24 protein-coding genes are annotated in these 25,115 nt (G+C 56.2%); 8 read left to right on the top strand and 16 right to left on the bottom strand.

All coding sequences use genetic code 11. The features are described 5' to 3' along the window. Window positions 1–36: 36 nt before the first annotated feature. The 5 genes from C8N36_RS00290 to C8N36_RS00270 all read right to left on the bottom strand — a co-directional run bounded on the left by C8N36_RS00290 (window position 37) and on the right by C8N36_RS00270 (window position 4,419). Complete coding sequence (locus C8N36_RS00290; protein ID WP_176527059.1) at window positions 37–549, bottom strand: DUF2087 domain-containing protein; 513 nt, start codon at window positions 547–549, stop codon at window positions 37–39. 184 nt (window positions 550–733) lie between these two features. Further along, a complete protein-coding gene (locus C8N36_RS00285; RefSeq protein WP_097802936.1) occupies window positions 734–1,201 on the bottom strand; it encodes a cytochrome c-type biogenesis protein in 468 nt (155 codons plus the stop codon). Beyond that, entirely contained in the window at window positions 1,198–3,165 is a 1,968-nt protein-coding gene (locus tag C8N36_RS00280) for a heme lyase CcmF/NrfE family subunit (protein ID WP_097802937.1), read from the bottom strand. The genes C8N36_RS00285 and C8N36_RS00280 overlap by 4 nt, the downstream gene beginning before the upstream one ends. 88 nt (window positions 3,166–3,253) lie before the next feature. Further along, complete coding sequence (locus tag C8N36_RS00275) at window positions 3,254–3,805, bottom strand: holin family protein (protein WP_097802938.1); 552 nt, start codon at window positions 3,803–3,805, stop codon at window positions 3,254–3,256. After that, complete coding sequence (locus C8N36_RS00270; protein WP_245910685.1) at window positions 3,796–4,419, bottom strand: holin-associated N-acetylmuramidase; 624 nt, start codon at window positions 4,417–4,419, stop codon at window positions 3,796–3,798. The genes C8N36_RS00275 and C8N36_RS00270 overlap by 10 nt, the downstream gene beginning before the upstream one ends. A gap of 83 nt (window positions 4,420–4,502) precedes the next feature. On the opposite strand from C8N36_RS00270, the gene C8N36_RS00265 reads away from it, so the two are divergent. After that, complete coding sequence (locus C8N36_RS00265) at window positions 4,503–4,925, top strand: cupin domain-containing protein (RefSeq protein WP_097802940.1); 423 nt, start codon at window positions 4,503–4,505, stop codon at window positions 4,923–4,925. Window positions 4,926–5,003: 78 nt separating this feature from the next. Here C8N36_RS00265 and pgi read toward each other — a convergent pair whose 3' ends face one another. From pgi to zwf, 3 genes are read right to left on the bottom strand one after another with little or no spacing between them, the layout of a single operon-like run. Further along, window positions 5,004–6,584: a glucose-6-phosphate isomerase gene (pgi, locus tag C8N36_RS00260; protein WP_097802941.1), complete on the bottom strand. Its 1,581-nt coding sequence runs from the start codon at window positions 6,582–6,584 to the stop codon at window positions 5,004–5,006. A 4-nt stretch (window positions 6,585–6,588) separates the two neighbouring features. Then, complete coding sequence (gene pgl / locus C8N36_RS00255; RefSeq protein ID WP_245910684.1) at window positions 6,589–7,266, bottom strand: 6-phosphogluconolactonase; 678 nt, start codon at window positions 7,264–7,266, stop codon at window positions 6,589–6,591. Next, window positions 7,263–8,717 (bottom strand): glucose-6-phosphate dehydrogenase, encoded by a 1,455-nt coding sequence (zwf, locus tag C8N36_RS00250; protein ID WP_097803020.1) that lies wholly within the window; start codon window positions 8,715–8,717, stop codon window positions 7,263–7,265. The genes pgl and zwf overlap by 4 nt, the downstream gene beginning before the upstream one ends. A gap of 181 nt (window positions 8,718–8,898) precedes the next feature. Here zwf and C8N36_RS00245 point away from each other — a divergent pair, with 181 nt between their 5' ends. The 6 genes from C8N36_RS00245 (at window position 8,899) to C8N36_RS00220 (ending at window position 14,571) form a co-directional block, all read left to right on the top strand. Next, on the top strand, window positions 8,899–9,846 hold the full coding sequence (locus C8N36_RS00245; protein WP_097802943.1) for a radical SAM protein: 948 nt from the start codon (window positions 8,899–8,901) through the stop codon (window positions 9,844–9,846). Between the two features lie 376 nt (window positions 9,847–10,222). Next, window positions 10,223–11,173 carry a nucleoside hydrolase gene (locus tag C8N36_RS00240; protein WP_097802944.1) on the top strand — a complete coding sequence of 317 codons (951 nt, stop codon included), beginning with the start codon at window positions 10,223–10,225 and terminating at the stop codon, window positions 11,171–11,173. Then, window positions 11,170–11,616, top strand: coding sequence for a GNAT family N-acetyltransferase (locus C8N36_RS00235; protein WP_097802945.1), 447 nt, complete (start codon window positions 11,170–11,172; stop codon window positions 11,614–11,616). Before C8N36_RS00240 ends, C8N36_RS00235 begins: the two co-directional genes overlap by 4 nt. An 87-nt stretch (window positions 11,617–11,703) precedes the next feature. After that, window positions 11,704–13,122 carry a protein adenylyltransferase SelO gene (locus tag C8N36_RS00230; RefSeq protein ID WP_097802946.1) on the top strand — a complete coding sequence of 473 codons (1,419 nt, stop codon included), beginning with the start codon at window positions 11,704–11,706 and terminating at the stop codon, window positions 13,120–13,122. Between the two features lie 92 nt (window positions 13,123–13,214). Continuing rightward, on the top strand, window positions 13,215–14,072 hold the full coding sequence (locus C8N36_RS00225; RefSeq protein ID WP_097802947.1) for a DUF533 domain-containing protein: 858 nt from the start codon (window positions 13,215–13,217) through the stop codon (window positions 14,070–14,072). 85 nt (window positions 14,073–14,157) lie between these two features. After that, window positions 14,158–14,571 (top strand): Fur family transcriptional regulator, encoded by a 414-nt coding sequence (locus tag C8N36_RS00220; RefSeq protein WP_097802948.1) that lies wholly within the window; start codon window positions 14,158–14,160, stop codon window positions 14,569–14,571. Window positions 14,572–14,906: 335 nt separating this feature from the next. Here the strand turns inward: C8N36_RS00220 and C8N36_RS00215 are convergent, their stop codons facing one another. The 7 genes from C8N36_RS00215 to C8N36_RS00185 form a co-directional block, all read right to left on the bottom strand. Then, window positions 14,907–15,623: an alanyl-tRNA editing protein gene (locus tag C8N36_RS00215; RefSeq protein ID WP_097802949.1), complete on the bottom strand. Its 717-nt coding sequence runs from the start codon at window positions 15,621–15,623 to the stop codon at window positions 14,907–14,909. Next, window positions 15,620–17,956 carry a DUF3772 domain-containing protein gene (locus tag C8N36_RS00210; protein ID WP_170125756.1) on the bottom strand — a complete coding sequence of 779 codons (2,337 nt, stop codon included), beginning with the start codon at window positions 17,954–17,956 and terminating at the stop codon, window positions 15,620–15,622. Before C8N36_RS00210 ends, C8N36_RS00215 begins: the two co-directional genes overlap by 4 nt. Next, on the bottom strand, window positions 17,953–18,981 hold the full coding sequence (locus tag C8N36_RS00205) for a cysteine synthase A (protein ID WP_097802951.1): 1,029 nt from the start codon (window positions 18,979–18,981) through the stop codon (window positions 17,953–17,955). The genes C8N36_RS00210 and C8N36_RS00205 overlap by 4 nt, the downstream gene beginning before the upstream one ends. Window positions 18,982–19,062: 81 nt before the next feature. After that, entirely contained in the window at window positions 19,063–20,223 is a 1,161-nt protein-coding gene (locus tag C8N36_RS00200; RefSeq protein WP_245910683.1) for an NUDIX domain-containing protein, read from the bottom strand. Then, window positions 20,195–20,635: a TrgA family protein gene (locus C8N36_RS00195; RefSeq protein ID WP_097802952.1), complete on the bottom strand. Its 441-nt coding sequence runs from the start codon at window positions 20,633–20,635 to the stop codon at window positions 20,195–20,197. Before C8N36_RS00195 ends, C8N36_RS00200 begins: the two co-directional genes overlap by 29 nt. A gap of 113 nt (window positions 20,636–20,748) precedes the next feature. Continuing rightward, window positions 20,749–22,179, bottom strand: coding sequence for a cryptochrome/photolyase family protein (locus C8N36_RS00190; protein WP_097803022.1), 1,431 nt, complete (start codon window positions 22,177–22,179; stop codon window positions 20,749–20,751). Between the two features lie 53 nt (window positions 22,180–22,232). Then, window positions 22,233–23,432 (bottom strand): aminotransferase class V-fold PLP-dependent enzyme, encoded by a 1,200-nt coding sequence (locus tag C8N36_RS00185; protein WP_097803023.1) that lies wholly within the window; start codon window positions 23,430–23,432, stop codon window positions 22,233–22,235. 151 nt (window positions 23,433–23,583) lie between these two features. Between C8N36_RS00185 and C8N36_RS00180 the strand changes: the two genes are divergently transcribed. Further along, entirely contained in the window at window positions 23,584–23,964 is a 381-nt protein-coding gene (locus C8N36_RS00180; protein WP_097802953.1) for a VOC family protein, read from the top strand. 51 nt (window positions 23,965–24,015) lie between these two features. On the opposite strand, the gene acuI is transcribed toward C8N36_RS00180, so the two are convergent. After that, on the bottom strand, window positions 24,016–25,008 hold the full coding sequence (acuI, locus tag C8N36_RS00175) for an acryloyl-CoA reductase (protein WP_097803024.1): 993 nt from the start codon (window positions 25,006–25,008) through the stop codon (window positions 24,016–24,018). Between the last annotated feature and the right edge of the window lie 107 nt (window positions 25,009–25,115).

Here is a 25,115-nt window from a genome sequence, read left to right as displayed (position 1 = left end):
ACCGAAGATCCGCGAATGGCAAAGCGAAACGCAACGTCAGACTTCGCGCCGGGGAAATTGCACCATCAGCGCGCGGGCTTCTGGCGGCGGGGCTTGTTCGACACGCTGATAGGCAGAGCCATCCAGATTGCGCGTCACCAAGCCATGCTCGACCATACCGCGCCGAATTTGGGCCGCATCGCGAAACACCGTCTGGGTATCGATCAACTGGCTAATTTCCCGCTCGCTCAGGGTTTGGCGGGCAGGCAATCGGGCCCAAAGCACCCAAAGGCACAGGGCTTGGATCGCGGTTTTTCCCGGCCAGCGCAGCAGGTGCCCTGCATCGTCGAAATGCGCCGCGGCGCGAGTCACACGGCGCCCGTCTGCCTTGGGGGTCGGCGTATTTCGGGCGCGCAAATGCTGATAGTTGCGATAACCGGCGGCGCGCGCCACTAGGCTGAGCATTTCAACATGGCTTGGTTTGTCATTCAATTCTGGCAACTGCGACCGCAGGCTGCGGGCAAATTGCGATAGGTCGGAAATTTCAATTGAAATAGTGTCTCGGGTCACGAGCTGCTCTCCGCTTCGGCAATACCGATCCCGAATATCGGGAAGGAGGTCCGCCCTTGTCCAGAGGTATCACCTGAAAAAACAGGAGAAACATGTTCAAAACAACAGGTTTAGCATATGGCGGAGCCTAGGGATCCTGTCACCCTGCCCGCAGATGTAGCAGCCCCGCAAAGGGGCCGCAACGTTAGCTTTTGAGAATTTCGTCCAGACGCGCCTGTTCGTCATCGCTCAGGCCCGCATCAGGTTTAGCGGGCGTAGCTGATCGGCCGCGCAAGTATCGCGCCGCAATGATCAAGGCAAACAGCAGCCCCAAAGGGCCCGTCGCCCAAAGCAGCCAGTTCCAGCCGCCTGTGCTGGGTTGCAATAAAACAAACTCTCCGTAGCGGGCAACAACGTATTCAACGACCTCATCGTTGTCGTCCCCCGCCATGATGCGTTCACGCACCAAAAGGCGCAAATCCCGCGCCAAAGAGGCATTGGATTCGTCGATGCTTTCGTTTTGGCATACCAGGCACCGAAGCCCCGCAGAGATGTCGCGCGCCCGTTGTTCGAGCGCTGGATCAGCCAGCATTTCATCAGGTTGGACGGCCAGCGCCGGGGAAACCCCCAGCGCCAGAACCAGACTTAGGATCAAGGATTGAAGCAGTTTCATTCTGCTGGAACTCCTGCAATCGGGGCTGCTTTGCGCGCGCCTGCCGCGACGCGATACCGCCGGTCAGACAGGCTCAGCAACCCGCCCAGTGACATCAAGATACAACCGGCCCAAATCCAATTGGCAAAGGGCTTGATGTAGACCCGCATGACATAGCCACCGTCAGCCTGCGCATCGCCGATGACCACATAGATATCGCGCAAAAAGCGATAGTCGATGGCCGCTTCGGTGGTTGGCATCTGCTGGACTGGATAGTTACGCTTTTCCGGGAAGACGCGGGAAAACTCCGTCCCGTTCTTTAGAACCGCAACTTCGGCCATGTCGGACACATAGTTGGGTCCGCGCACGGTTTCGACGCCTTTCAAGATGAACTCGAATTGGCCAACCGTAAAGGGTTCGTCAATTTGGGCCACCAGCACGCGCTCTTCGTCCCATGCCATCAGGCCCGCAATGCCAAGCATGGTGATCCCAAGACCGCCATGTGCCACCGCCTTGCCCCAATCGGCGCGAGGAAGGCGCAAAAGACGCGCGTAGTTGCGTTTCTTGCCGGTTTTGTTGAGCAAATCGATCGTCGCACCGGAGACAAGCCAAGCGCCAAGGAAAACACCGACCGGACCAAGCATGGATCTTCCCGTCTGCATCGCCCAGACCAGACCAGCCAGCGCAACAGCCAGCATAAAGGCGGGCACAAGTTGTTTAATGACCCGTTCAGCGCGACCACGTTTCCACGACAGCATACTACCGATGGGCAAGATCAAACCGAGAATGACCATAAACGGGGTGAAGGCCATGTTAAAGAACGGTGCCCCGACCGACAATTTGCGATCAAAAGCCATTTCGGCAACCAACGGCCACATAGTGCCCACAAAAACCACCAAACTAGACACTGCCAGCAAGATGTTATTCGCCACCAGCGCGCTTTCGCGGCTGACTATGCCAAAGATACCCTTGGCTTGCATGGTGCTGGCACGGGCTGCGAACAAGGTCAGTGCCCCGCCTGTGAAGATCACTAAGATCCCCAAGATAAAGACACCACGTTCGGGATCGGTGGCAAAAGCGTGGACAGAGGTCAAAACACCGGACCGCACGATAAATGTGCCGATCAGCGAAAAGCTGAATGCCATAATAGCCAACAAGATGGTCCAGCTTTTCAGTGACTCGCGTTTTTCAACGACAATGGCGGAATGCAGCAAGGCAGCTGCGAAGAGCCAAGGCATAAAGGATGCGTTTTCAACCGGATCCCAGAACCAAAAACCACCCCAGCCAAGCTCATAGTACGCCCACCAAGATCCAAGTGCGATCCCGATGGTCAGGAAGACCCATGAAATCAATGTCCAAGGACGCACCCAGCGCCCCCAAGCCGCGTCAACACGGCCCTCCAGCAGCGCCGCAACGGCAAAACTGAAGCAGATGCTCAGCCCAACATAACCGAGGTACAAAAACGGCGGGTGGAACGCCAAACCGGGGTCTTGTAGCAGCGGGTTCAAATCCTGACCGTTCATTGGCACCACATCCAGGCGCAAAAACGGGTTCGATGTGAACAAAATAAAGGCGTAAAACGCAACGCCGACCGCCGCTTGGACGCCCAACACACGGGCACGCAAGCTGGGCGGCAAATTGCCACCGAACCAAGCAGCCATGGCACCAAAGAGTGCAAGGATGAACACCCATAGCAGCATGGAGCCTTCGTGATTCCCCCAAACGCCGCTGACTTTGTACAGCATGGGTTTGGCAGAATGGCTATTTAGGTAAACCAGTTGAACCGAAAAATCTGACACGACAAACGCGTATGTCAGGGCTGCAAATGAAGCTGCCACCAGCACAAATTGTGTGGTGGCAGCGGGTTCCGCGACGGCCATCCAGCCGGGCAGACGTTTATGGGCGCCGATCAATGGCACCACCGCTTGCACGATGGCGACCATAAAGGCGAGGATCAGGGTGAAATGGCCAAGCTCTGTTATCATGGCGCGTTTATACGCGGATCAATTCGGCGGGCCAATGACTTATGTTAGCCCGCTGACTTCACATTGTCGCGCTTTGCCCCTGCACGGGTCACCGGCGGGTGGCATTCCAATCGGCCAATGCCGGATTGTCATCAAATGGATCGCCCGATGTATTTGCGGCCACTGGGGAGGCTCGCGCCAGCGCCTGAACATCGCGCACCGTTTCCAGTACCTGCGGCACTGCAGCAACCGAAGCTGCCAGATCACGCCGGTACTCTTGCCCCTTGGCCTGATGGCGCGCTCCAAAATAAAAACTGACAATCGCGCCCAGCAACCACCAAAGCGGCTCAGGCACCAAGGCAATCCCGGCCATGCGTGCCGCGAACCAAACCGGATCAACCATCGCCGAGACAAACAGCCCCAAGGTTCCAAGCGCCATCGCAGGGCGCGGTAGCCGGTTTAGTGCGTCCATAAGCCTGTCAAACCAGCCACGCCGGACCACTTTGAACTCCTTCCCAAACTGCTCTAGCGCCGCGCCGCGCAGACCGTGGCCGCGGGCCGCCTCTGCTTCGGCATTCACCCGAAACACTTCGGCCGTTTCAGCAACAACATTGCGCCCGCTGCCAAAAACCATCCCGAAGATGCGTTCAATTACCCCCATGTCGACACCCGCGCCGCAAACTGCGCCTCAGAAAGATGGTAGCGATCAGACATGAATTCTTCGGCACGTTTGATCCATCCGCCTTTGCCCCCTGCCCGTGTTCGGGCATATTTGCGACTAGCAGGACGGCGGTCAGCAATACTGAAGTAGTAGTTGCGCCGGGAAATACCGTAGGCGTCGACAACATGATCCGGGGCTTGCGACACCGCGCTTGCACAGGCAGAAATAGTTTGCGGCCCAAGAGCGCCGTCAACAACAACAGTTTCGCCCATTTGGTTCAGCATACGTTGCAAGATTTTGATCGCATTGCCGCCAGCGTTCACATACATATCAAAGACCGTCGCATGCAGCACTGCGGGCAGCTCTGCGATACGGGGTTTCAAAAAATAGTGATTTAGAAAGATATCAACCGCTTTGTTTTTGGTTAACTGTTTGACATCTTCGGACGTAACCCGGCCATCCTGGTCCAGATCAATCCCCAATCGCCGCATGGTGTGGATCGTGACACCATATTTGGTCGCGCCGCCCGGATCATCGGGATCGTTTACATAGCCGCCCTCCCGGGCAACGATATCCTCAGCCATCTGCCGAATATTCTTCTGTATTACCGCCATTTGTGCCTCCTGCTCGAAGCGGATAGTGACGGTGTCAAAGTGTCCCTAGTATCTTAACCAATCTTGAGAGGACCGAACGGTCGATGACAGCTGATGAGATAATTGCGCATTTGAAATTGGCCCCGCATCCCGAAGGTGGCCATTATCGGCAAACTTGGATGGCACCGGCAAAAGATGGGGAGCGTGCTGCCGGAACCTGCATCTACTTCTTGCTCAAAGGCAGTGAGACCAGCCATTGGCACCGTGTCGATGCCGCTGAGATCTGGCACTATTATGCGGGGGCCCCTTTGGTCCTGTCGCTTAGCGAAACAAGTGTAGGCCCAAAGCACGAATATGTTCTAGGTCCCGACTTGGAGGCAGCTCAACGACCGCAACTAATTGTACCAACGCATCATTGGCAATGCGCACGCAGCACCGGCGATTGGACATTGGTGGGCTGCACCGTGTCGCCTGCCTTTCAGTTCGCAGGTTTTGAACTGGCCGCCGCCGGTTTTAACATTCCGTGATGACGTATAAAAAAGGCAGGCGCGTTGCACCTGCCTTACCTATCAACAATCGCTGATCGATTTTTCGACGAAAAATCGCTACCCTGCGTGGGTATGCACAAACTTCAACAGCTGCGCGGTTGACCCGTCTTTGCCGTCCACCGGCACTTCTCCGGTGACCAAAGGCCCAAGAGCGGTCGCCAGCTCTTTGCCAAGTTCAACCCCCCACTGATCGTATGAGTTTACGCCCAAAATCACGCCTTCCACAAACACGCGATGTTCGTAGAGCGCAATGATCTTACCCAAGGTTTCAGGGTCCAGCTTGTCGTATATCAAAGTTGTCGAAGGCCGGTTTCCCGGAAACACACGATGGCGGGCCTGTCGCTCCAACTCATCCCGGTCGAACTTGTCCGCCACTTTGGCGCGGGCTTCGTCCAAGCTCCGGCCGCGCATCAATGCTTCTGATTGCGCGAGGCAATTGGCAACCAGCAGTTGGTGATGATGGGTCAAATCAGCCTCATGCCCTTGGGCGGCGACCAAAAATTCACACGGGACAACAGCTGTGCCTTGGTGGATCAGTTGATAAAATGCGTGCTGGCCATTTGTCCCCGGCTCCCCCCAGACAACGGGACCGGATTGCACCCGCAAATCACTGCCGTCCATCGCAACACTTTTACCGTTACTCTCCATCTCAAGCTGTTGCAGATAGGCTGGCAGCCGCATCAAACGGTTGTCATAGGGCAGGACAGCACGGGTGCCATTCCCCATGCCCTGATTGTGCCAAATCCCAACCAAAGCCAGCAAAACCGGGAGGTTTTCATGAAGCTCGGCAGAACAAAAATGCCGGTCCATTGCCTGACCACCGCGCAAAAATGCACGGAACGCCGGTCCACCGATTGCAATCATCAGTGACAAACCAATCGGACCCCACATCGAATAACGTCCGCCCACCCAGTCTTCGAAGCCAAGCACACGGTCCGCCGGAATACCAAAGTCCCCAGCCGCAGGAACGTTTGAGCTGAGCGCCACAAACCGGCCGTCCATCGGCGCATTATTGTCTGCCAACCATGCTTTGGCCGTGCGGGCATTGGTCAATGTTTCAATAGTAGAGAAGGTTTTTGATGCCACGATGAACAAAGTGCGCGCCGGATCGCAGCCGCGCAAAGTATCTGCAATATCTGCGCCATCCACATTGGATACGAAATGACAGCGCGGCCCGTCATGGTACGGTGCCAAGGCCAAAACGCCCATCACGGGGCCAAGATCTGATCCGCCTATTCCGATGTTGACGACATCGGTGAAATCACCAGCACGGATCTCTTCAGCCAAGGCCTCCATCCGGTCAAGCGTCGCCAAAACTTCAGGCATGACATCTTCGCCATCAACCTTCACCGCGCCGCCATCAAGATTGCGCAAGGCTGTGTGCAGCACCGCCCGACCTTCGGTCTCGTTGATTTTTTCGCCAGAAAACATCGCATCCCGGCGGGCATCCACTTCAGAGGCTTGAGCCAGCGCGATCAGGGTGTCCATGACTTCTGCATCTAGCTGGGTCTTGGAGAAATCAAACAACATCCCAAGCGCAGAGACACTAAAATTTCCCGCCCGGTCCGGATCAGAAAACAAATCTTCGATACGTCGTTTCTCAACGCGTCGGGCATGGTTTTTCAGATCGATCCACATAAATTCACTCCGCCCAATGGACTTTGGCACCGTTCAAAACGGCATTAATCGGGGCCTGCGTTGCAGGCAACCCTTTGGCTTTCTCCAGCGCGTCGCGTTTCGCCCCGCCGAATATCAAAACATGTTTGCGCAAAGCGCCGTCCAACACACGGGCCGAAATAGTGATCCGTGGCTCCGGTGCGCCGGGTGCGCGCATCGGCACCAAAACCGGTGCCTTGGGCGACAAGGCTTCGTCCAGCTTGTCTGCACCGGGAAAAATTGATGCCGTGTGCATGTCTTCGCCCATGCCCAGCAACAAAACCGCCAAGGGCAATTCCGGCAAAATCAGGCTTTCCAACTCAGCCAAAGCCTCTTCTGGCTCCGATTTAGGAGCATACATTGGCAAAATCCGCGCCTCTGCCGCGCGGTTCACCAGCAACCTCTGCCGCAAAAGCCGCGTGTTTGATCGTTCGTGATCTTCGGGCAACCACCGCTCGTCACTCAGCAAAATATCTACACGGCTCCAGTCAATGTCAGACCCACACAGGCTGTCAAATACCGGCCCCGGTGACGTCCCGCCCGGAACCGCCAGTGCTGCCCGCGTATCATGGCGCAACGCTTCTTCCAGATCGTCCGACAGTTGGTTGGCCAAATCAATGGCCAGCATATCGCGGTCTGGATATTCAATAAATTCATAGCTCACGCTTTGATCTCCCGCCATTTGCGTCCGTCGCGATGCATCAACATCAGGGCATCTTCCGGACCAGATGATCCGGCATCATAAGGCTTTGGCACTTCGCCGCGCCGGTTCCACCCTTCGATGATCGGATCGGTCCAAGCCCATGCCGCCTCGACCTCATCGCCGCGCATAAACAGTGTCTGGTTGCCGCGGATCACATCCATGATCAACCTCTCATAAGCGTCTGGTACATCTTCGGCCTCTGCCCCCAGTGCTTCGGCAAAGCTCATGTCCAGCGGTACGTCGATCAAACGCATTCCGCCCGGCCCCGGTTCCTTGATGGTAACCCCCAGCGTCATGCCTTCGTCTGGTTGCAAACGAATGGCCAAAATATTGTTGTGACGGCCAGCTTCATCGCCGAAAATCGAATGCGGCGCATCCTTGAAAACCACGGCAATTTCCGAGCCACGTCCACGCAATTTTTTACCTGTACGCAGATAAAACGGTGTGCCGGCCCAACGCCAGTTGGAAATATGGCACTTGAGCGCAACAAAGCTCTCGGTTTTGGAACGCGGATCGCCGACATGAACACGGTAACCCGGCTGATCATCATCCGCTGCATACTGACCGCGGGCAATATGATGGTAATCCACCGGATCCAAAGCCCGGATCACCTTAAGCTTTTCATCCCGAACGGCGTCTGGTTCAAATCGTGCAGGGGGTTCCATCGCAATCAGGCACAGCAATTGCATCAAATGGTTTTGCACCATATCGCGCATCGCACCGGATTTGTCGTAATATCCGCCGCGCCCGCCCACATCGACGGTTTCAGCGACAGTGATTTGAATATGATCGACGTATTGGGAATTCCACAGCGGTTCGAACAGCATATTGCCAAAGCGCACAGCCATCAGGTTTTGCACTGTCTCTTTTCCAAGATAGTGGTCGATCCGGTAGATCTGCTCTTCTTTGAAATGTTGCGCCAGAGTGGCGTTCAAGGCCCGCGCGGTTTCCAAGTCATGGCCAAACGGCTTTTCGACAACCACCCGGCTGTCATCATCGGCCAAACCAAAACTGCGCAGCCGTTCGGCCAAGGCGCCAAACAGGCTCGGCCCGACCGAAAAGTAGAATGCTTTGACAACGCCTAGGCGCAAACGGCCCTGAAGCTCTTCCCATCCATCATCGCCCATGGCGTCGACGCGAACGTATTTGACCCGTTCGAGAAAGTTCTCCAGCGTCCCGTCTTCGCAATGGCGGCCACCACCGAATTCGCGCACGGCATCGCCGACCAATTTGCGAAACCCTTCGTCCCCTTCGTCAGACCGGGCTGCACCAATGATTTGCGCGTCTTCCGGGATCTGTCCGGCACAATATCGTCGGAACAAGCCCGGCAAGATTTTGCGGCGGGCCAAGTCCCCCGTTCCACCAAAAATCACAAGGTCAAAATTATCGACTGGGATGACGCGTGATACCATGTCGGGGCCTCTCTGGGTTTCGTTAGCGCTAACGGCAAGTGTCTTCGCTGCGTTTAGCCGATCTTTTGTTAAATGTCTAACACCCAATTGATCCATCACAATGGCGTCAGGCAAATATTCATCCACTGGTCACAAGGGGCTGGTCGCCTTACATGGATTTCAAACCAGACATAGGACGACCATGAAAGACACTGCAGCCGCCAATATTGGCAAGTTCGAACACCCCGGCATCACCGCCAAAGGTGAAAAACGTGCGCATGTCGCTTTGAATGATCCCCAGACGTTGTGGTTCAATACGGGCACGCTGTGCAACATCACCTGCGCGAATTGCTATATCGAAAGCTCGCCTGACAATGACCGTTTGGTCTATATCACGGCGGACGAAGTGCGTGAATATCTGGACCAGCTTGAGGATCGAAACTGGGGCGTTCGGGAAATCGCCTTTACCGGCGGGGAACCGTTTATGAACCCCGCAATGATCGACATGGCCCGCGTGTCTTTGGCCGCGGGCTATGACGTGTTGATTTTGACCAATGCAATGCTGCCCATGATGCGCAAGCGGGTCAAAGAAGGCTTGGTTGCGCTGAATGCCGAGTTTCCGGGCAAACTGACATTGCGGATTTCGATTGATCATCATCAAGCCGAAAATCATGACAAGGAACGCGGAACCGGTACGTTTGAAAAAACCCTGGTCGGCATGCGGTGGCTTCAAAGTGAAAGCATTCCCATGGCGGTTGCGGGTCGAACAATGTGGAACGAAAGTGATTCTGAATCGCGAGCGGGATTTGCTGCCCTCTATGCGCGGGAAGGTTTTGCCATAGACGCCCTGAATGCCGGTCAGACGGTCTTGTTTCCCGAGATGGACGAATCCGTGGAAGTTCCTGAAATCACGACAGAGTGTTGGGGAATATTGAATAAATCACCCAACGACGTGATGTGCGCCAGCTCTCGCATGGTGGTAAAACGCAAGGGCGCAGCGCGGCCAAGCGTTCTTGCCTGCACCCTCTTGCCTTACGACCCCGAATTCGAAATGGGCGAAACCCTAAAGGAAGCCGAGCGCGCTGTGCCGCTCAACCATCCTCATTGCTCAAAATTTTGTGTTTTGGGTGGAGCAAGCTGCTCCGCGTAACACCTAGAGCGTTGTGATATAATGCCCTCCGGCGGCGATGCAGCCTATCAACGGCAAAACCCACCACCTGTTCCGAATGGCCGTTGGGCGAAAACAGTAGCTACAGGTAGGCGATCCGTACCTGTTGCGATGATTACAATATTTACAAGTAATAAGACGAACAATCATATCTTAGAATATGACTTTTGCGCTTGCATGTCAAAGCTTTAACTACCTAGGAGAGTTCCCTAAACGGAAACTCTCCCGATGGGTGAATGAGACCCTCGCCGTGAATTATTCAAAAAAGGCTATAAATGTCAAGCTGTGCAAGCATCTTACCCGCTTGATCCTTGTCCGGCGGCATGCGACCACATGCCCTCATCAATAGGAGCGCCCCATGTCCAGCCAGATCCCTCGCAAAATCATTATCGATACGGATCCCGGTCAGGACGATGCTGTGGCCATCCTTCTTGCACTGGCATCCCCGCAGGACATTGACGTTATTGGAATCACCACAGTTGCCGGAAATGTGCCGCTGGCGCTGACAACCCGCAATGCCCGGATGGTGTGTGAACTGGCTGGCAAACCGGACGCGAAGATATACCAGGGTTGTGATCGACCTTTGGCGCATAGCTTGGTCACCGCCGAGCATGTTCACGGCAAATCTGGCTTGGATGGCCCTACCCTTCCCGAACCGGTCATGCCAATCCAAGACCAGCACGCGGTTGACTATATCATTGACACATTGCGCAGCGAAGAAGCCGGCACAGTTACCCTATGCCCGCTCGGACCACTGACCAACATCGCGACGGCCTTGCAGCGTGCGCCTGATATTGCAGGGCGTATTGCGGAAATAGTTCTGATGGGCGGAGCTTACTTTGAGGTGGGCAACATCACTCCCGCGGCGGAATTCAATATCTATGTTGATCCCGAAGCCGCAGAAATTGTTTTCAAATGTGGTGCCCCGATCACTGTCATGCCGCTGGACGTCACGCACAAAGCCCTGGTCACCAAACCGCGCAACGATGCCTTTCGGGCCCTTGGCAATGCGGTCGGAGTGGCAGCCGCCCAAATGACTGATTTCTTCGAACGGTTTGACAAAGAAAAATACGGCTCGGAGGGCGCGCCACTGCACGATCCCTGTGTGACGGCCTACCTGATCCAGCCCGACCTGTTCAAAGGCCGCCATATCAACGTCGAAATTGAAACCAAGTCTGACCTGACCCGCGGTATGACTGTTGCCGATTGGTGGGGGGTCACTGACCGCCCGCCCAATGCCACCTTTATCGGCGATGTCGATGCCGACGGCTTCTTTGCCCTGCTCACAGACCGTTTGGCCCGGCTATGAAGTCCCTCCATTTGGCAACCGAAGACGACATGCCCAAACTGCTCCCCCTTGTGACAGCATTTCATCTGGAACGTGGGTTCAACACAACGCAAGAGGGCCAGACAGCAGCGATAGCCCCCTTGCTTGCCGGTTCTCCGCATGGTGCAATCTGGTTGATCGGTCCGCGAAAAGCGCCTGTTGGCTATATCACTGTTACTTTCGGCTGGTCGCTGGAATTTGGCGGTATGGATGCCTTTGTCGATGAATTATACATTCGTCCAGCCGTGCGCAAACGTGGTATGGGGACCGAAACCTTGGTCAATATTTCCAAAGCCTTGGGCGAAGGCGGCGTACGCGCCTTACACTTGGAAGTTGACCGCGAAGATGAGGACACCCAACGCCTTTACAAGCGGTCCCGCTTTGCCCTTCGCGAAAAATATGTGTTGATGAGCAAAGAGCTGTAGGCCCCTTGACCGTGGATCCGGACCGGCACAAGGAATTTTGAGGCCTAACCGGTTTTCCAATGGCGCAAACTGACCTATCTATCCCTCATGACCTTAAACATACCCTTTGAAAACACCTATGCACGCCTGCCTGCGCCGATGCACCTCGCGCAGCGGCCGATTCCTGTTAAGGCCCCTTCACTGGTTGCCTTTAACGCTGATCTGGCAGCCGAGCTGGGCCTGACCGGTACGGATGATCCCCAATTGGCGGCGTATCTGGCTGGCAACAGCATTCCTGATGGGGCGGAACCACTGGCGCAGCTCTATGCCGGACACCAATTCGGCCATTTCAATCCCCAATTGGGCGATGGGCGGGCTGTGTTGCTGGGCGAGGTTGTTGATATAAACGGCATCCGCCGTGACATTCAACTCAAAGGCTCGGGGCAAACACCCTACAGCCGGCGCGGCGATGGGCGGGCGTGGCTTGGACCGGTCTTGCGCGAATACGTGGTCTCGGAAGCGATGCACGCACTTGGTGTGCCCACCACCCGCGCGCTCGCCGCGGTTCGCACCGGCCAAGAGGTCATCCGTGAACGCCCCCTACCCGGCGCGGTCCTGACCCGCGTCGCCCAAAGCCATATTCGCGTCGGTACGTTTCAAGTCTTTGCCGCGCAGCGCGATGTGGATTCGTTGCGCAGGCTCTATGAATACACAGTGGCACGGCACTACCCCTATGCCAAAGATCCCGGTGATCTGTTGCAAATGGTCATGGACCAGCAGGCAGAGCTGATCGCGCATTGGATGTCTTTTGGCTTTATCCACGGCGTGATGAACACCGACAACTGCACGCTGTCCGGTGAAACAATCGACTATGGCCCCTGTGCCTTCATGGACAGGTTTGACCCCGAAGCGCGCTATTCATCCATCGACCGCCATGGGCGATATTCCTATAGCGCTCAGGCCGACATAATTGTCTGGAACATGGCCCAGCTGGCGACCTCACTTGTGCTCTTGATGCCGGACACTGATGCGGCAGTTGATCAGTTCACCAATCAAATCAACGCGATGCCCTATCTTATTCGCGCAAAATGGCTGGCCCGCTTTGCCGCCAAAATCGGCATTTCAAACCCGGCCCCCGAAGACAGCGACCTGATTGGAGACCTTCTGAACCTTATGCACCATGGTCAGGCAGATTTCACCAATACCTTTCGGGCCCTGAGCCGTGACACCGCCCGCGATCAATTCGCAGACCGCCCCGCCTTCGATGCTTGGCGCGCGCGCTGGCAAGACCGGATCGAAGCTGAAGCCGATCCCGAAACGGTGATGTTGGGGTCAAACCCGGCCTTCATTCCGCGCAACCACAGAATGGAGCAAATGATCAGCGCAGCCACCTCTGGCGACGACGCACTGTTCCACCGGTTGAACCGCGTTTTGGCCGATCCTTTTGCGGATCAACCCGGCAGCGAAGACCTACAAGCACCGCCTCAGCCCGCCGAAATCGTACGCGCGACATTTTGCGGGACCTAAGGGCATATCCGCACATTGCCCAAATTTCCCCCTATCAAAGGGCTGACAATCTGCCACTCTGGTTTGGAATTCAAAACCGGAAGGATTGAACAATGGGTCTCATGGGTACGCTGGCCAAGGTTGCCATCGGATATGCCACCGCGCGCGGTGTCGACAAACTTGCAGGCGGCGGCGGGCTGAACGGCCTATTGGGCGGCGGTGCACAGGTCAAAGGCAAGGAGCCGGCCTCTGAAGCGCAGGCGCAAATGGGCCAAATGATGTCAGGTAAAATGCCTGAAGGCGCAGCCAATCCGATGCAAGATATGATGTCCAAATTCCAAGACGGGGGTCTTGGCGCAATGATGGGCGCTCTGGGCGGCGGCGCAGGCGGCACAGCCAATCCGATGGCTGAGATGATGGAAAAACTGCAAGGCGGTTTTGATATGTCGGCTCTGACAGGTGGGGGCAGCGATGGGTCTCAGGGCGGCATCTTGTCGTCCATGGGCGGCGGAGCAGGCCTCGCAGGGATGATGGCGGCCGCAGGCGCAGCCAGCCAAGGTCAGGGGCTTGGCGGGATACTCGACAGTTTCAACACCAAAGACACCGCCCCCGAGGCCGAGGAAGCCGCGGGCCTGATGCTGCGTGCGATGATCCAAGCCGCCAAATGCGACGGCGATATCGATGCCGCTGAAAAAGCCAAGCTTCTGGACACAATCGGTGCCGATGCAGACCCCGAGGATCTGGCATTTGTCCAAGACCAGCTTGTGGCGCATGTTGACGCCGCTGCCTTGGCTGCTGACACGCCCGAAGCGCAGCGGATGCAGGTCTATTCCGCTTCTTTGATGACCATCCGTGTCGATACCGCCGCCGAGGCGCAATATCTGGATAGTCTGGCCAAAGCGATGGGTCTGGACGAAGCAACGGTCAACACGTTGCACATGCAGATGGGCATCCAACCCCTGTATAACTGACGCAATAAACCGCGCCTTCGGTCTTGGCCTGAGGCGCGGCATTCTCTAAGAGGGGTGACCAGATTCTAGGTAGGCCACGCATTCCATGACCGATACAATCACAGATCGCTGCACTGCCAAGGGCCTGCGCATGACCGGCCAACGCCGCACCATTGCCGAAGTCCTAGAATCCTCCAAGGATCACCCGGATGTAGAAGAACTTTATACCCGCGCTTCCAGCCGCGACGCCGGTATTTCGATTGCCACAGTGTACCGCACCGTCAAACTCTTTGAAGAAGCGGGGATTCTCGAGCGTGTTGATTTTGGCGACGGCCGCGCCCGCTATGAAGACGCCGAGCGCGAACATCACGATCATCTGATAGATATGAATTCCGGTGAAGTTATTGAGTTTGTTGATCCGGACATCGAAGCCTTGCAGGAAAAGATAGCCGAAAAACTGGGCTATAAGCTCAAAGGGCATAAGCTCGAACTCTACGGCGTCCCTTTGAAAAAGACCTGATCCTTGACCTTTGTTTCGGAGCCACCTCTTGCCTGTGCCCGAAACGATCTATCCGCACAGCAGTGACAAGACAAATCGCCGAGGGGCCCCGCAAATGCGGGGAGACGGTTATTATTCTTGGCTCGGATGGGTGGATAGATCAGGGCACATTCAGGTAAGAGGTGGGGCCGCAACAAAGGTCTTTTGTTTTGGTGAACCTTGCAGTCCCCTTAAACTCACCAGAAACCTTGACCCCGGTGTGTCACGTCACCCATCCACACACCTGAACCAAGCATGCAGACGCATGCCGCTTAACACCGTAAAACGGGCCCGACACTCAGCCTGCCAGCCCTACTCTAATCCAGAATGATGCTCATACGCCGGTTTTGCTTGCCTTTGTTTTGCACTTTACCAATGCGAAGGCTGCCAATCTCGCCCGTGCGGGCAACATGCGTGCCGCCGCAGGGTTGCAAGTCCACCTGCTCGGTGCCGGTGCCAATCCGCACCAAGCGGATCCGTCCCCTGCCTCGGGGCGGCTGTACCGACATCGTCTTGACCAAACTTGGGTTGGCATCCAGTTCCTCTTCGGAAATCCAGCCTTCGGTTACCTGCAAATCCCGGTCTATCAACCGGTTCAGCGAATCTTCCAACAGCTGAATATCCTGCGGAGGCTCCGGCATTTTGAAATCCAGACGCCCTGTTCCCGCCCCGACGGCACCGCCCGTCACTGGCAGCGGCACAACAACGCTGAGCAAATGCAGCGCCGTATGAACCCGCATGTGTTTGTGGCGACGTTCCCAATCCAGCACCTGCATCACATGCGCGCCCTTAGGGGGCAATGCTTCAGGCTCCGCTGGCACCAAAATAGATGTGCCGTCTTGTGCTTTGACCGATGTAGCAATCGACAACCGCCGTGTGTCCCATTCCAGCCAACCACTGTCCCCCGGTTGCCCGCCGCCTGTCGGATAAAACAAGGAAGGTTCCATCAAGATGCCGCCCTCGTCCGTATGGCCGACCACAACACTTTGAGCTTCGCGCGCATAGGCGTCTTGGCGGTAAAGGGGCTCGGTCATGTCGTGCTTTCATCTTTTGGTGGCGTGGCACCCGGCAAGACTTCTGGATTGCGTATCCAAATATCACGCTGGGCAAATGGAATTTCGATACCTTCTGCTGCAAACCGTTCGACAATCTGATGGTTGATCTCGGTCCGGACACTCAGACCTTGGTTGATGTCCCGCAAAATGGCCCGGATTTCAAAATCCATCGAATCCGCACCAAAGGCCTTGAATACAACCGAAGGGGCCGGATTCATCAAAACCATGTCATGGTCACGCGCGATGTTCATCAAGATTTTTTCGACCTTGCGGGTGTCGGTGCCATAGGCCACCCCAACGGGCACAATCACCCGTCCCAAAACATTGCCACGTGTGTAGTTCGACACCACGCCGGACACGATATCGGCGTTGGGCACGATCATATCGTAGCGGTCAAAGGTCTCGATCCGCGTGGAACGGACCGAAATATCGCGCACCGTCCCGTGCGTTCCGTTGACCTCAATCCAATCCCCTTCCGAGATCGGACGCTCGATCAGCAAAATGATACCGGACACAAAGTTCGATACGATGTTTTGCAAACCAAAACCAATACCAACAGACAAGGCACCGGCAACAATTGCCAAGGATGACAGATCAAGCCCGCCAATGGTGACCGAAATGACGGCAGCCAGGAAAATTCCGACATAGCCAACCCCTGACACAATCGCGTTGCGGCCACCTTGATCAATTTTGGTGCGCGGCAGCACCGAGCTGCGCAAGGCCCCCTGCAACAGGCGGGTCAGCATGTAACCGAGGACAAAAATAATCACGACCAGTATAAAGTCGGTCGGTGAAATCCGGGTGTCCCCCAGCAAAAAGCCTTCGCGGAACCGCGACCATAATTCGGTCAGGTCCGCCATGCGGGCCCCCCAGATCAAGGCCAGTGCCGGCAGGGCCAAAAGGGTCAGTGCAACGCCAGCCAAAACTGGCAAAAGCCCTTCTTCTGTGTCTTCGTCCTGGTTTCGTAACGTTGCATAGACTGCTGCAAAAAAGGCCTGAAAGACAAACACCAATCCAACCACGGACAGCGACGCAATTGTGGGGTATATGGCTGCATATCCAACTTTGGTGTATCCGATGGCCGCCATAACCGGTCCAATCACACCGATGAACATGGCTGCACGGCCAAGCAATCTGGCCAAACGCAAGCGAAAGACTCCGGCGTCCAATTCACGTGCAGCCGCAGTTCCTGCCATGGCCGCATCATTGCGCACCCGGCCCAAACGAAACAGGTAATAGCCCGACAAAACCAGCAGCGGAAATTCAGCAACAGACAGGCTCTCGACCGAATAATTGTCGAACTGGGTCAGAACGACCAGCGCGCTATGCGCCACATATAACACAGCCAGTACATCACAAAACCATTGGGCTTTGCCGCGCTCATCCGGTGCAAGCTGCAAAACAGCAACTTCGTCATTGTTGTGGAAAGCCTGCTGAGACAGCCAGTGAATCCCCAATAGAATCCCAAACCAAATCGGAATATGTTCCAAGAACAATGTCCATCGTGGACCGGCCAGCCCCGATAGGACAAAGGCTTGGGTCGCGGCATAGACACCGGCCAATGGCAGAAAAACCTGCCCCAGTGACACCAAGAACCGCAATACCCGGCGCCCCCTGCGGGAACTGGTCTGCACCGCATTTGCCAGCCGCAGTGCGAATTTTCGACCGCGGGAAATCAACATAAAGCCGATAAACAGCAACATAATAATGGCCGGCAACTGAGCGCGCGCATTTTCCCTGATGCTCGGGGCTGCCCATTTTTTCGCAAGTTCCTCAAATGACAGCGCCAGTGACTTGCTGAGATCTGCGATAGCCAATGGCCAATACGCCGGATTCATCGGCGAAGGCCCTAATTTCAACAGGGCATCCGCTTGGCGGTTGCGAATGGTTTGGTCAATCTCGCTGACAATACCGTCCGCATGGGTAAATGCTTCGACAGCTTGTTTACCCGGCGTCGACAACCGTGCGATTTTTTCTAACAGATCGGCCCGCCTGCTGCTTATTTCGGCCGCCTCTTCCAGCCCTTTAACCGGGGCTGGTCCCAAAGTCTTGAGTTGCGACTGAAGGGTTCCCAGCCGGACATCGTTGTCGCCTTGCGCCGCTAAAAACCGGTCGCGCCACACAACAACGTCGCTGCGCCAGCTTTCCAACCGCGCATTCGATGCATCACCGCGCTCCAGGTCTGCTTCGACCCGCTGGGCAAGTTGATCCCATTCGGTGTAGTCAGGACCAAGCCCTTGAGCCCACACCGGAGACACCACCAGACACAAGGCAAGTGCCCAAGCAAAAACACAGCGGGTGAGATAGGTCATGAGTCCTCGAACACTCCGGGGATGCTGGCCGGTGCACGGGTCATCCATGGCGGCGTCGGTAAACCTTTTTCAGACAGGAATTCAGGGTTGAACAGTTTGGACTGATAGCGCGTGCCATAGTCGCACAGCACGGTCACAATCGTGTGCCCGGGCCCCATTTCCTGCGCCATACGAATAGCACCGGCGACATTGACCCCTGCCGATCCTCCAAGGCACAGGCCTTCGTCGGACAGCATATCAAACACCACCGGCAGCGATTCCGCATCGGGAATGCGGTAGCTGAAATCAGGTGTGAACCCTTCAAGGTTGGCCGTGATGCGCCCCTGCCCGATGCCTTCGGTGATCGAATTCCCCGGGTTGTCCTGCCCGGTGTAAATCTTGAACATACCCGCGCCTTCGGGATCGGCGAGTGCGATTTTCACGCCTTTGGGCTGCAAGGCTTCGGCCACGCCTGCCAGCGTGCCGCCTGATCCGACAGCACAAACAAAGCCATCGACCTTGCCATTCAGCTGTTCCCAAATTTCGGGGCCAGTGCCTTCGACGTGGGCTTGGCGATTGGCGACATTGTCAAATTGATTCGCCCAGATCGCGCCGTTTGCTTCTGTCTGGGCAAGCTTTTCCGCCAATCGACCGGAATAGCGTACATAGTTGTTGGGATTGGCATAAGGGGCCGCAGGCACTTGGATCAGCTTTGCACCGGCAAGGCGCAACATGTCCTTTTTTTCCTGACTTTGGGTTTCAGGAATTACGATAACAGTTTTGAAACCCATCGAGGCCCCGACCAGCGCCAAACCGATGCCTGTATTGCCCGCGGTGCCTTCGACAATTGTACCGCCGGGTTTCAGCAACCCTTTGGCCACTGCGTCGCGGATAATAAACAGCGCGGCGCGATCCTTGACCGACTGGCCGGGATTCATAAATTCAGCTTTGCCAAGGATTTCACAGCCCGTCAGTTCAGACGCCTTATTCAGGCGGATCAGGGGTGTATTTCCGATGGCCTGTGCCAGATCAGAGGCGATGCGCATGCCAGTTCCTTTCGTCGCGTTGCCCAATAGGTTTAGGGCCGCGCGCCGGTGAACTCAAGGCTGGAACGCGCCGCAAATGCCCTAAGAAGGGACCCGCAACTTTGGCCGCTGCCGAGCAAGCCAGAGCAACATCATGGCAAGGGGTGCGACATTCACTTCTCCGCTATCGACAAGCGCCATGGCGTGGTCAAATGAAATGACGTGACTGCGGATATCTTCGTTTTCCTCAGCCAAACCGCCTTGTTGTTGCCCGCGCCCTGACAGGCTGCAGAGCCCCAAAAAGCAATGGAAAAACTCGGTCGAATAGCCCGGAGACGCATAGACCGCCGGCATGTCGATCAACCGATCCAGCGCAAGGCCGGCCTCTTCGGCGGTTTCGCGGTGGGCAGCGGCAGTCGGCAATTCGCCCGCGTCCACCAAGCCTGCAATCGGTTCCAACACCCAAGGGGCCGGATCACCGCGATTGAACGCGCCCAAACGCAGCTGCTCAACCAACAACACTTGGTCCGTCACCGGATCATAGGGCAACACCAAAGCCACATCAAAGGACATAAAGGTTTCGCGAGGCAGCTCGGCGCTTGTGCTGCCGTCAAACCGTTTGTGCCGCGCCGTAAAGGCTTTGACGCGGAAAAACCCGTTAAACCCCGGACGATCGCCGGTGATTTTCACGTCCTCGGAGGTCATTTTATTGCGCAACTCTTGAGGTGCCGGCGTAGCAGCCAGTTCCTGCGCCCAAGCCCGCGCGCGCAAAAACGGAAACAACTGGGCGACCTCCGCGGCCGACGAGCTGCCGTATCGGGACATTACATCCTGGGCCGCCCCCATGGTGATCTGCCCCCACTGCCCGCGCCAAGCATCCAAGGACCAAAGATCACCATGCGCCCAAACGCCGTCATTGGCGAAATAGACTTCGGCAAACGCCTCATGGCCATCTGCCATCACCGTCATCACGCGCAAATCGTAGGAAAACCCGCCTTCATAGAAATTCAGACGCGCCACATCTTCGCTGGACAAACCGCGCAGCAAAACACCTTGGGCCGACGCGCCCTCTTGCGGCAAAATCAGCGGAAAAGCCTGGTCTTTGGCCCAAAAAATAGCGTGGTCCGGCAGCTCTGCTTGAACAAAATCAAGCTGGTCCGCCGCGCGGCCCATCACCAGCTCCAACAGCGGAATATGCCGTAGGGTGCCGTAAAAGAATAAATCAGACAGGGGGTTACCTCCAATGGCGGGCGGCGAATTCACTTACAAGACCTGTGACGACTGCGCCCAAAATCAGGCTGGATATCACCGGAACATTGACCAAATTCTCACCCAACCGAACAAAAAGCTCAAAGACAGCGGCGAAGGCTTCGACAGCGCCGTCGTAACGGTTTTTCATCGACCGGATGACCATCTCGTTTGCGGATTGGACGAATAAACCCCAAAACACCAAGGCTGCAACGCCGGTAAAGCCGTTCGAAATTCCCGCAGCAAAGCCCCGCCCGGCCCGCGTCCCCACAACAACCCAGCCGCAAGCAAATCCTATGCCCGCATTGACCAGCGAAAACCGGCCAAATCCGGTGCTGGCAGGCATCTGGGTTTTAATCAACTCGGACACGGCAAAGCCGAGGGCTGCGAGGAAAAGCGCGGCAATGAGTTTTGCGGCCGTGGGCATGTGAGACAGACTCGTGCAAGGAATGGTCCCCAAGACATAGCGCTGCAAATGGGCAAAACGCAAGATATAGCGGTGTTGCGCCCTGCCCCTTTGGTAGAGATGACAAACTAGACCTATGGTTTTTGGGACTTCCAGTCGTCATAAGCGGCAAGTGCTGCTGTGCGCCCCTCAGCCAGCGATACTATCGGTGCGGGGTATGCGGCTTCAGGCGACAGGTTCCAGCTTTCGGGAATAGCCTCAAAGTAACTGAGTGCATCTTTGTGGGCAGATGTGCCCCTGTGCTCTGCCAGCCAGTGATTGATATACGCGCCCTTGCCGTCAAATTTCACCTGTTGCGTTTGCGGATTGAACACACGGAAATATGGTGACGCATCAGGGCCGCAGCCCGCCACCCACTGCCATCCCATTGCGTTTGACGCGACATCCCAATCCGTCAAACATTCCGCAAACCAGTCTTGGCCCAACCGCCAATGCATCCGCAAATGTTTGGTCAAATAGGAGGCGACGATCATCCGAACCCGGTTGTGCATAACACCTGTGACATACATCTCGCGCATTCCGGCATCGACCAGCTCGACTCCCGTACGCCCCTGCGTCCAGGCAATGAACTTTGGATCATGGCGGTCCTCATTCCAATGAAACCCTTGCCAATCCGGTCGCCAAACTTCTGTGCCCATATGTGGGCTATGCCACAACAAATAGCCTGCAAATTCGCGCCAAAGCAGTTCTTTCAAAAAGGTCTCGGCACCGGGGTTTCCAGTTTCCAACGCCTGCCATGCCAAGGTCCAACAGCGGGCCACGCTGATTTCGCCCAAGGTCAAATGCGCAGAAAGACGGGATGTTGCAGGCTGCGCCGGAACATCGCGATCCCCCGCGTAGCCCGCCAGCCGTGATTCCAAAAACTCGGAGAGGCGATCCAGCGCTGCCTTTTCACCAACCAAGGTATGTTGCGCGACAATCGCACCGCCCCGCTTCATGCCGCGCCCCAAACCCCAATCCGCCAGCCGGTCGCTATCGGGCCATGTCTCAGGTGCCGTCAAATCAGGTTTTGCAAGCATCGCGGGCACGATGGGCCGTTGCCAAACCGCCCGACGAAAGGCCGAATAGACTTTGTAATCCCCGCCCTGACCGGTCTTGATCTGCATCGGTTCATGCAGCACTGCGCCTGAAAAACTGCGTGCGTGTATCCCGCGTGTCGTTAAATCGGCTTTGATACGCGTATCTTGGGCGACGCGTTCCGGATCGTAGGCCCGTTGCCAATAGACATCGGTTGCGCCGGTCTCTTCGATCAACCGGTCCAGAACAATCGCAGCATTTCCCAGCCGCAAGGTTAACCGCGATCCCGCTTCTTCCAATGAGTGCGCAAAGCATGAAAGCCCTTGCTCCAAACGCCACTTTGGGGCTGCCCCCAAGGCCTGAACGGTTTCGTCACAGATGAATACAGGAATCACGGGCCGCCCGGAACGAGAGGCTTCGAACAGCGCAGTATGGTCGTGCAAGCGCAAATCGCGCCGCATCCAGACGATGATAGGTGGTTGTGTCATGTCAATGGACATAGATCGTCTGCATCAAAGACAAGAGCCAAGACCCAAATGCGCTAAAGTACAACCTGCAACGCCTTGATAAGTTTCTCGATTTCGTCAACCGATGTGTAATGCGTGAAAGACAATCGCAAGACCCCGTGCGCCGGATCAATTCCCATTGCCTCCAATGCGCGCACCGCATAAAAATCACCGCCGCCCGCCATGATCCCGTGGTCTGCCAGCTGTCGGGCCAAGTCAGCCCCGGCCGTGCTGGCCGAGATAGCCACGGTGGGTGCCCGCCCCTGCGCATCGGACGGCCCCAGCAGACGCACATTATTTCGGTCAGACAAGAATTCCAGTAACGGTTGCAACAGTTTGGTTTCATGGCCGCGCATCAGATCATGCACTTGGCCAGTGTTAACCCCATGATGATCCGCAAGTGTTTCGACATAATCGACCATACCCGCGCAGGCCGCCACCTGAGCGTGATCGGGGCCCGCTGGGGTAAACCGCTTATAGAGACTATCGGCGTTAAAATAGTGCCCCTGATTGGGTAAAGACTGCCCCAAAGCACGCCGCATCACCATGATCCCCTGATGCGGTCCATAGGTTTTATAGGCCGAAAACAGGTAGATATCCGCGCCCAACGCCCCGACATCCGGGAATCCGTGCGGGGCATAGCTGACACCATCAACGCAGACAAAAGCCCCCGCTGCATGGGCCAGCGCCGTAATTTCCACAACTGAATTGATCTCGCCTACCACATTGGAACAATGCGGAAAACACACCAGCCGGACACTTTCATCCAACAGCGGCTCCAGATCTTCGGGGTTCAACCGCCCTGTGACGGGGTCAATTTTCCATTCCCGAACCTCGAAACCTTCGTCAGCCAAACGCCGCCAAGGGCCGGTGTTGGCTTCATGGTCCTGATTGGTGACAATGATCGCATCCCCCGGCGACATGAACTGGCGAAATGCCTGCGCTAAAACATAAGTGTTTTGCGTGGTCGACGGCCCGAAGGACAGCTCGTCCGCCTCCACCCCCAACAGGGCAGACAAGCCGGTGCGTGCCTCATCCATTTCCAACCCGCCCAGACGGCTTGCCGTATAGTCGGCATAGGGTTGTACCTTGCGTTCCCGGTAAAAGCGGGTCAGCCGGTCAATCACGGGTTGGCAGGTATAAGATCCGCCTGCATTCTCGAAAAAAGCCTGACCTTGCAAAGAGGCTTCGGAGAAGGCCGGAAACTGAGATCTGACAAAATTGATGTCCAGCATACGAAACCCCTTTTTGCACTGTTTGAGCGTAGAAAAGCGGGGTTTGCCAGCCTGGTCAAGCATCCATCTGATCTGGGCAAGATACTGCCATTTTATGACAGGGCTCTGTGGGAAGTAGCGATACGAACAAAACAGAAACAGGAAAACCTGAATGACTTATGAACCTGAAAACTTTCTTGTCTGGGGCGAATTGCCCGTCACGGATATGACCCGTGCCATAGCCTTTTACCAAGCGGTCACCGAGGCCAATTTGACCGTCGATAACAACGGCCCGAACCCCATGGCGGTGTTTTTACCGAAAAACCCGAAACAAGGCGTCGCGCTTAACTTATATCCTGGCACGCCCGCACCGAAAGGCAGTGGCCCGACCTTGCATTTGTCCGCCCCCCGATCGCTCGAAAACACCATGCAGCGTGTCCGGGACGCCGGAGGAGAGGTGGTGTCAGAGCCCATTTCCCTGCCAGCAGGCCGGTTCTTTTATGCGCTTGATCTGGATGGAAATTCAGTCGGTTTCTTTGAGCACAAAAAGTAGATGGGTTCTGGCAGGCGCTCTTTGTGCCTGCCAGTCCCGATTCACATTGCGTTAGCTATTCACGTCAACCACAACGCGGCCCTTGATCTGGCCTGCCAGAATATCCGCACCAAGTTGCGGCAAGTCTTGCAAACCTGCCGGATGCACCATGGCGTCAAGTTTGGCCATTGGCAGGTCTTTGGCGATGCGCTGCCATGCCCGCAACCGGTTGTCATAAGGCTGCATCACGGAATCGATCCCCAAAAGGTTCACACCGCGCAGCAAGAACGGAATAACCGTTGCGGGCAGACCTGCGCCGCCAGCAAGGCCCACCGCGGCGACCGACGCGCCATACTTCATTTGACCCAGAACCCGTGCCAACATCGCGCCGCCGACAGCATCCACACAGCCCGACCATGCTTCCGCCTCAAGTGGACGTTTTGTTGTTTCGTTGATGTCTTCGCGTGCAACGATCTGGGTGGCCCCCAATTCGCGCAGGTAATCCGCAGTTTCAGGCCGCCCGGTCACGCCAGCGACCTCATGACCAAGGCTGGCCAGAATGGCCGTGGCCACAGATCCGACACCGCCCGCGGCCCCCGTGACCAAGACCGGCCCCTGCCCTGGTTTCAAACCGTGGTCTTCAAGCGCCATAACCGACAACATCGCCGTCAAACCCGCAGTACCGACAGCCATGGCTTGCCGGCTATCCAGACCGTCTGGCAAAGGCACCAACCAATCAGCTTTGACGCGCGCCTTTTGGGAATAGCCGCCCCAATGTGCCTCGCCAACACGCCAGCCGGTCAAAACCACCTTGTCACCCGGCGCATAGCGCGGGTCATCTGACGCTTCGACCGTGCCCGCAAAATCGATACCCGGCACATGCGGATAATTCCGAACCAAACCACCGCCCGGTCCGATGCACAGACCGTCTTTGTAGTTTACAGTCGAAAACTCGACACTAACGGTCACTTCACCCGCTGGAAGATCATCCAAAGTGAGTTCTTGAACCGACGCTGCGGTTTTACCACTTTCCGCATCTTTGGTGACAACAAGAGCCTTAAACATCACGGGCCGTCCTTTTTTCGGGCGTTTGAATTCTAGCAAACGCGATGTGAACAATCCGGCACGCGCCAACACAATATTGGGCGAGATTCGGAAATGAGTTTGCCGAT

This window comes from Pelagimonas varians, assembly GCF_003208435.1.
Taxonomy (GTDB): Bacteria; Pseudomonadota; Alphaproteobacteria; order Rhodobacterales; family Rhodobacteraceae; genus Pelagimonas; species Pelagimonas varians.
The sequence above is the reverse complement of the archived record's forward strand: the minus strand, read 5'-3'. Positions and strand labels throughout refer to the sequence as shown.

Excerpts from the sequence above, each read along its gene's own strand:
- C8N36_RS00285 (WP_097802936.1), bottom strand. The coding sequence starts at position 1,201 with ATGAAACTGCTTCAATCCTTGATCCTAAGTCTGGTTCTGGCGCTGGGG.
- C8N36_RS00280 (WP_097802937.1), bottom strand. The coding sequence starts at position 3,165 with ATGATAACAGAGCTTGGCCATTTCACCCTGATCCTCGCCTTTATGGTC.
- C8N36_RS00275 (WP_097802938.1), bottom strand. The coding sequence starts at position 3,805 with ATGGGGGTAATTGAACGCATCTTCGGGATGGTTTTTGGCAGCGGGCGC.
- C8N36_RS00270 (WP_245910685.1), bottom strand. The coding sequence starts at position 4,419 with ATGGCGGTAATACAGAAGAATATTCGGCAGATGGCTGAGGATATCGTT.
- C8N36_RS00265 (WP_097802940.1), top strand. The coding sequence starts at position 4,503 with ATGACAGCTGATGAGATAATTGCGCATTTGAAATTGGCCCCGCATCCC.
- pgi (WP_097802941.1), bottom strand. The coding sequence starts at position 6,584 with ATGTGGATCGATCTGAAAAACCATGCCCGACGCGTTGAGAAACGACGT.
- zwf (WP_097803020.1), bottom strand. The coding sequence starts at position 8,717 with ATGGTATCACGCGTCATCCCAGTCGATAATTTTGACCTTGTGATTTTT.
- C8N36_RS00245 (WP_097802943.1), top strand. The coding sequence starts at position 8,899 with ATGAAAGACACTGCAGCCGCCAATATTGGCAAGTTCGAACACCCCGGC.
- C8N36_RS00240 (WP_097802944.1), top strand. The coding sequence starts at position 10,223 with ATGTCCAGCCAGATCCCTCGCAAAATCATTATCGATACGGATCCCGGT.
- C8N36_RS00235 (WP_097802945.1), top strand. The coding sequence starts at position 11,170 with ATGAAGTCCCTCCATTTGGCAACCGAAGACGACATGCCCAAACTGCTC.
- C8N36_RS00230 (WP_097802946.1), top strand. The coding sequence starts at position 11,704 with ATGACCTTAAACATACCCTTTGAAAACACCTATGCACGCCTGCCTGCG.
- C8N36_RS00225 (WP_097802947.1), top strand. The coding sequence starts at position 13,215 with ATGGGTCTCATGGGTACGCTGGCCAAGGTTGCCATCGGATATGCCACC.
- C8N36_RS00220 (WP_097802948.1), top strand. The coding sequence starts at position 14,158 with ATGACCGATACAATCACAGATCGCTGCACTGCCAAGGGCCTGCGCATG.
- C8N36_RS00215 (WP_097802949.1), bottom strand. The coding sequence starts at position 15,623 with ATGACCGAGCCCCTTTACCGCCAAGACGCCTATGCGCGCGAAGCTCAA.
- C8N36_RS00210 (WP_170125756.1), bottom strand. The coding sequence starts at position 17,956 with ATGACCTATCTCACCCGCTGTGTTTTTGCTTGGGCACTTGCCTTGTGT.
- C8N36_RS00205 (WP_097802951.1), bottom strand. The coding sequence starts at position 18,981 with ATGCGCATCGCCTCTGATCTGGCACAGGCCATCGGAAATACACCCCTG.
- C8N36_RS00195 (WP_097802952.1), bottom strand. The coding sequence starts at position 20,635 with ATGCCCACGGCCGCAAAACTCATTGCCGCGCTTTTCCTCGCAGCCCTC.
- C8N36_RS00190 (WP_097803022.1), bottom strand. The coding sequence starts at position 22,179 with ATGACACAACCACCTATCATCGTCTGGATGCGGCGCGATTTGCGCTTG.
- C8N36_RS00185 (WP_097803023.1), bottom strand. The coding sequence starts at position 23,432 with ATGCTGGACATCAATTTTGTCAGATCTCAGTTTCCGGCCTTCTCCGAA.
- C8N36_RS00180 (WP_097802953.1), top strand. The coding sequence starts at position 23,584 with ATGACTTATGAACCTGAAAACTTTCTTGTCTGGGGCGAATTGCCCGTC.
- acuI (WP_097803024.1), bottom strand. The coding sequence starts at position 25,008 with ATGTTTAAGGCTCTTGTTGTCACCAAAGATGCGGAAAGTGGTAAAACC.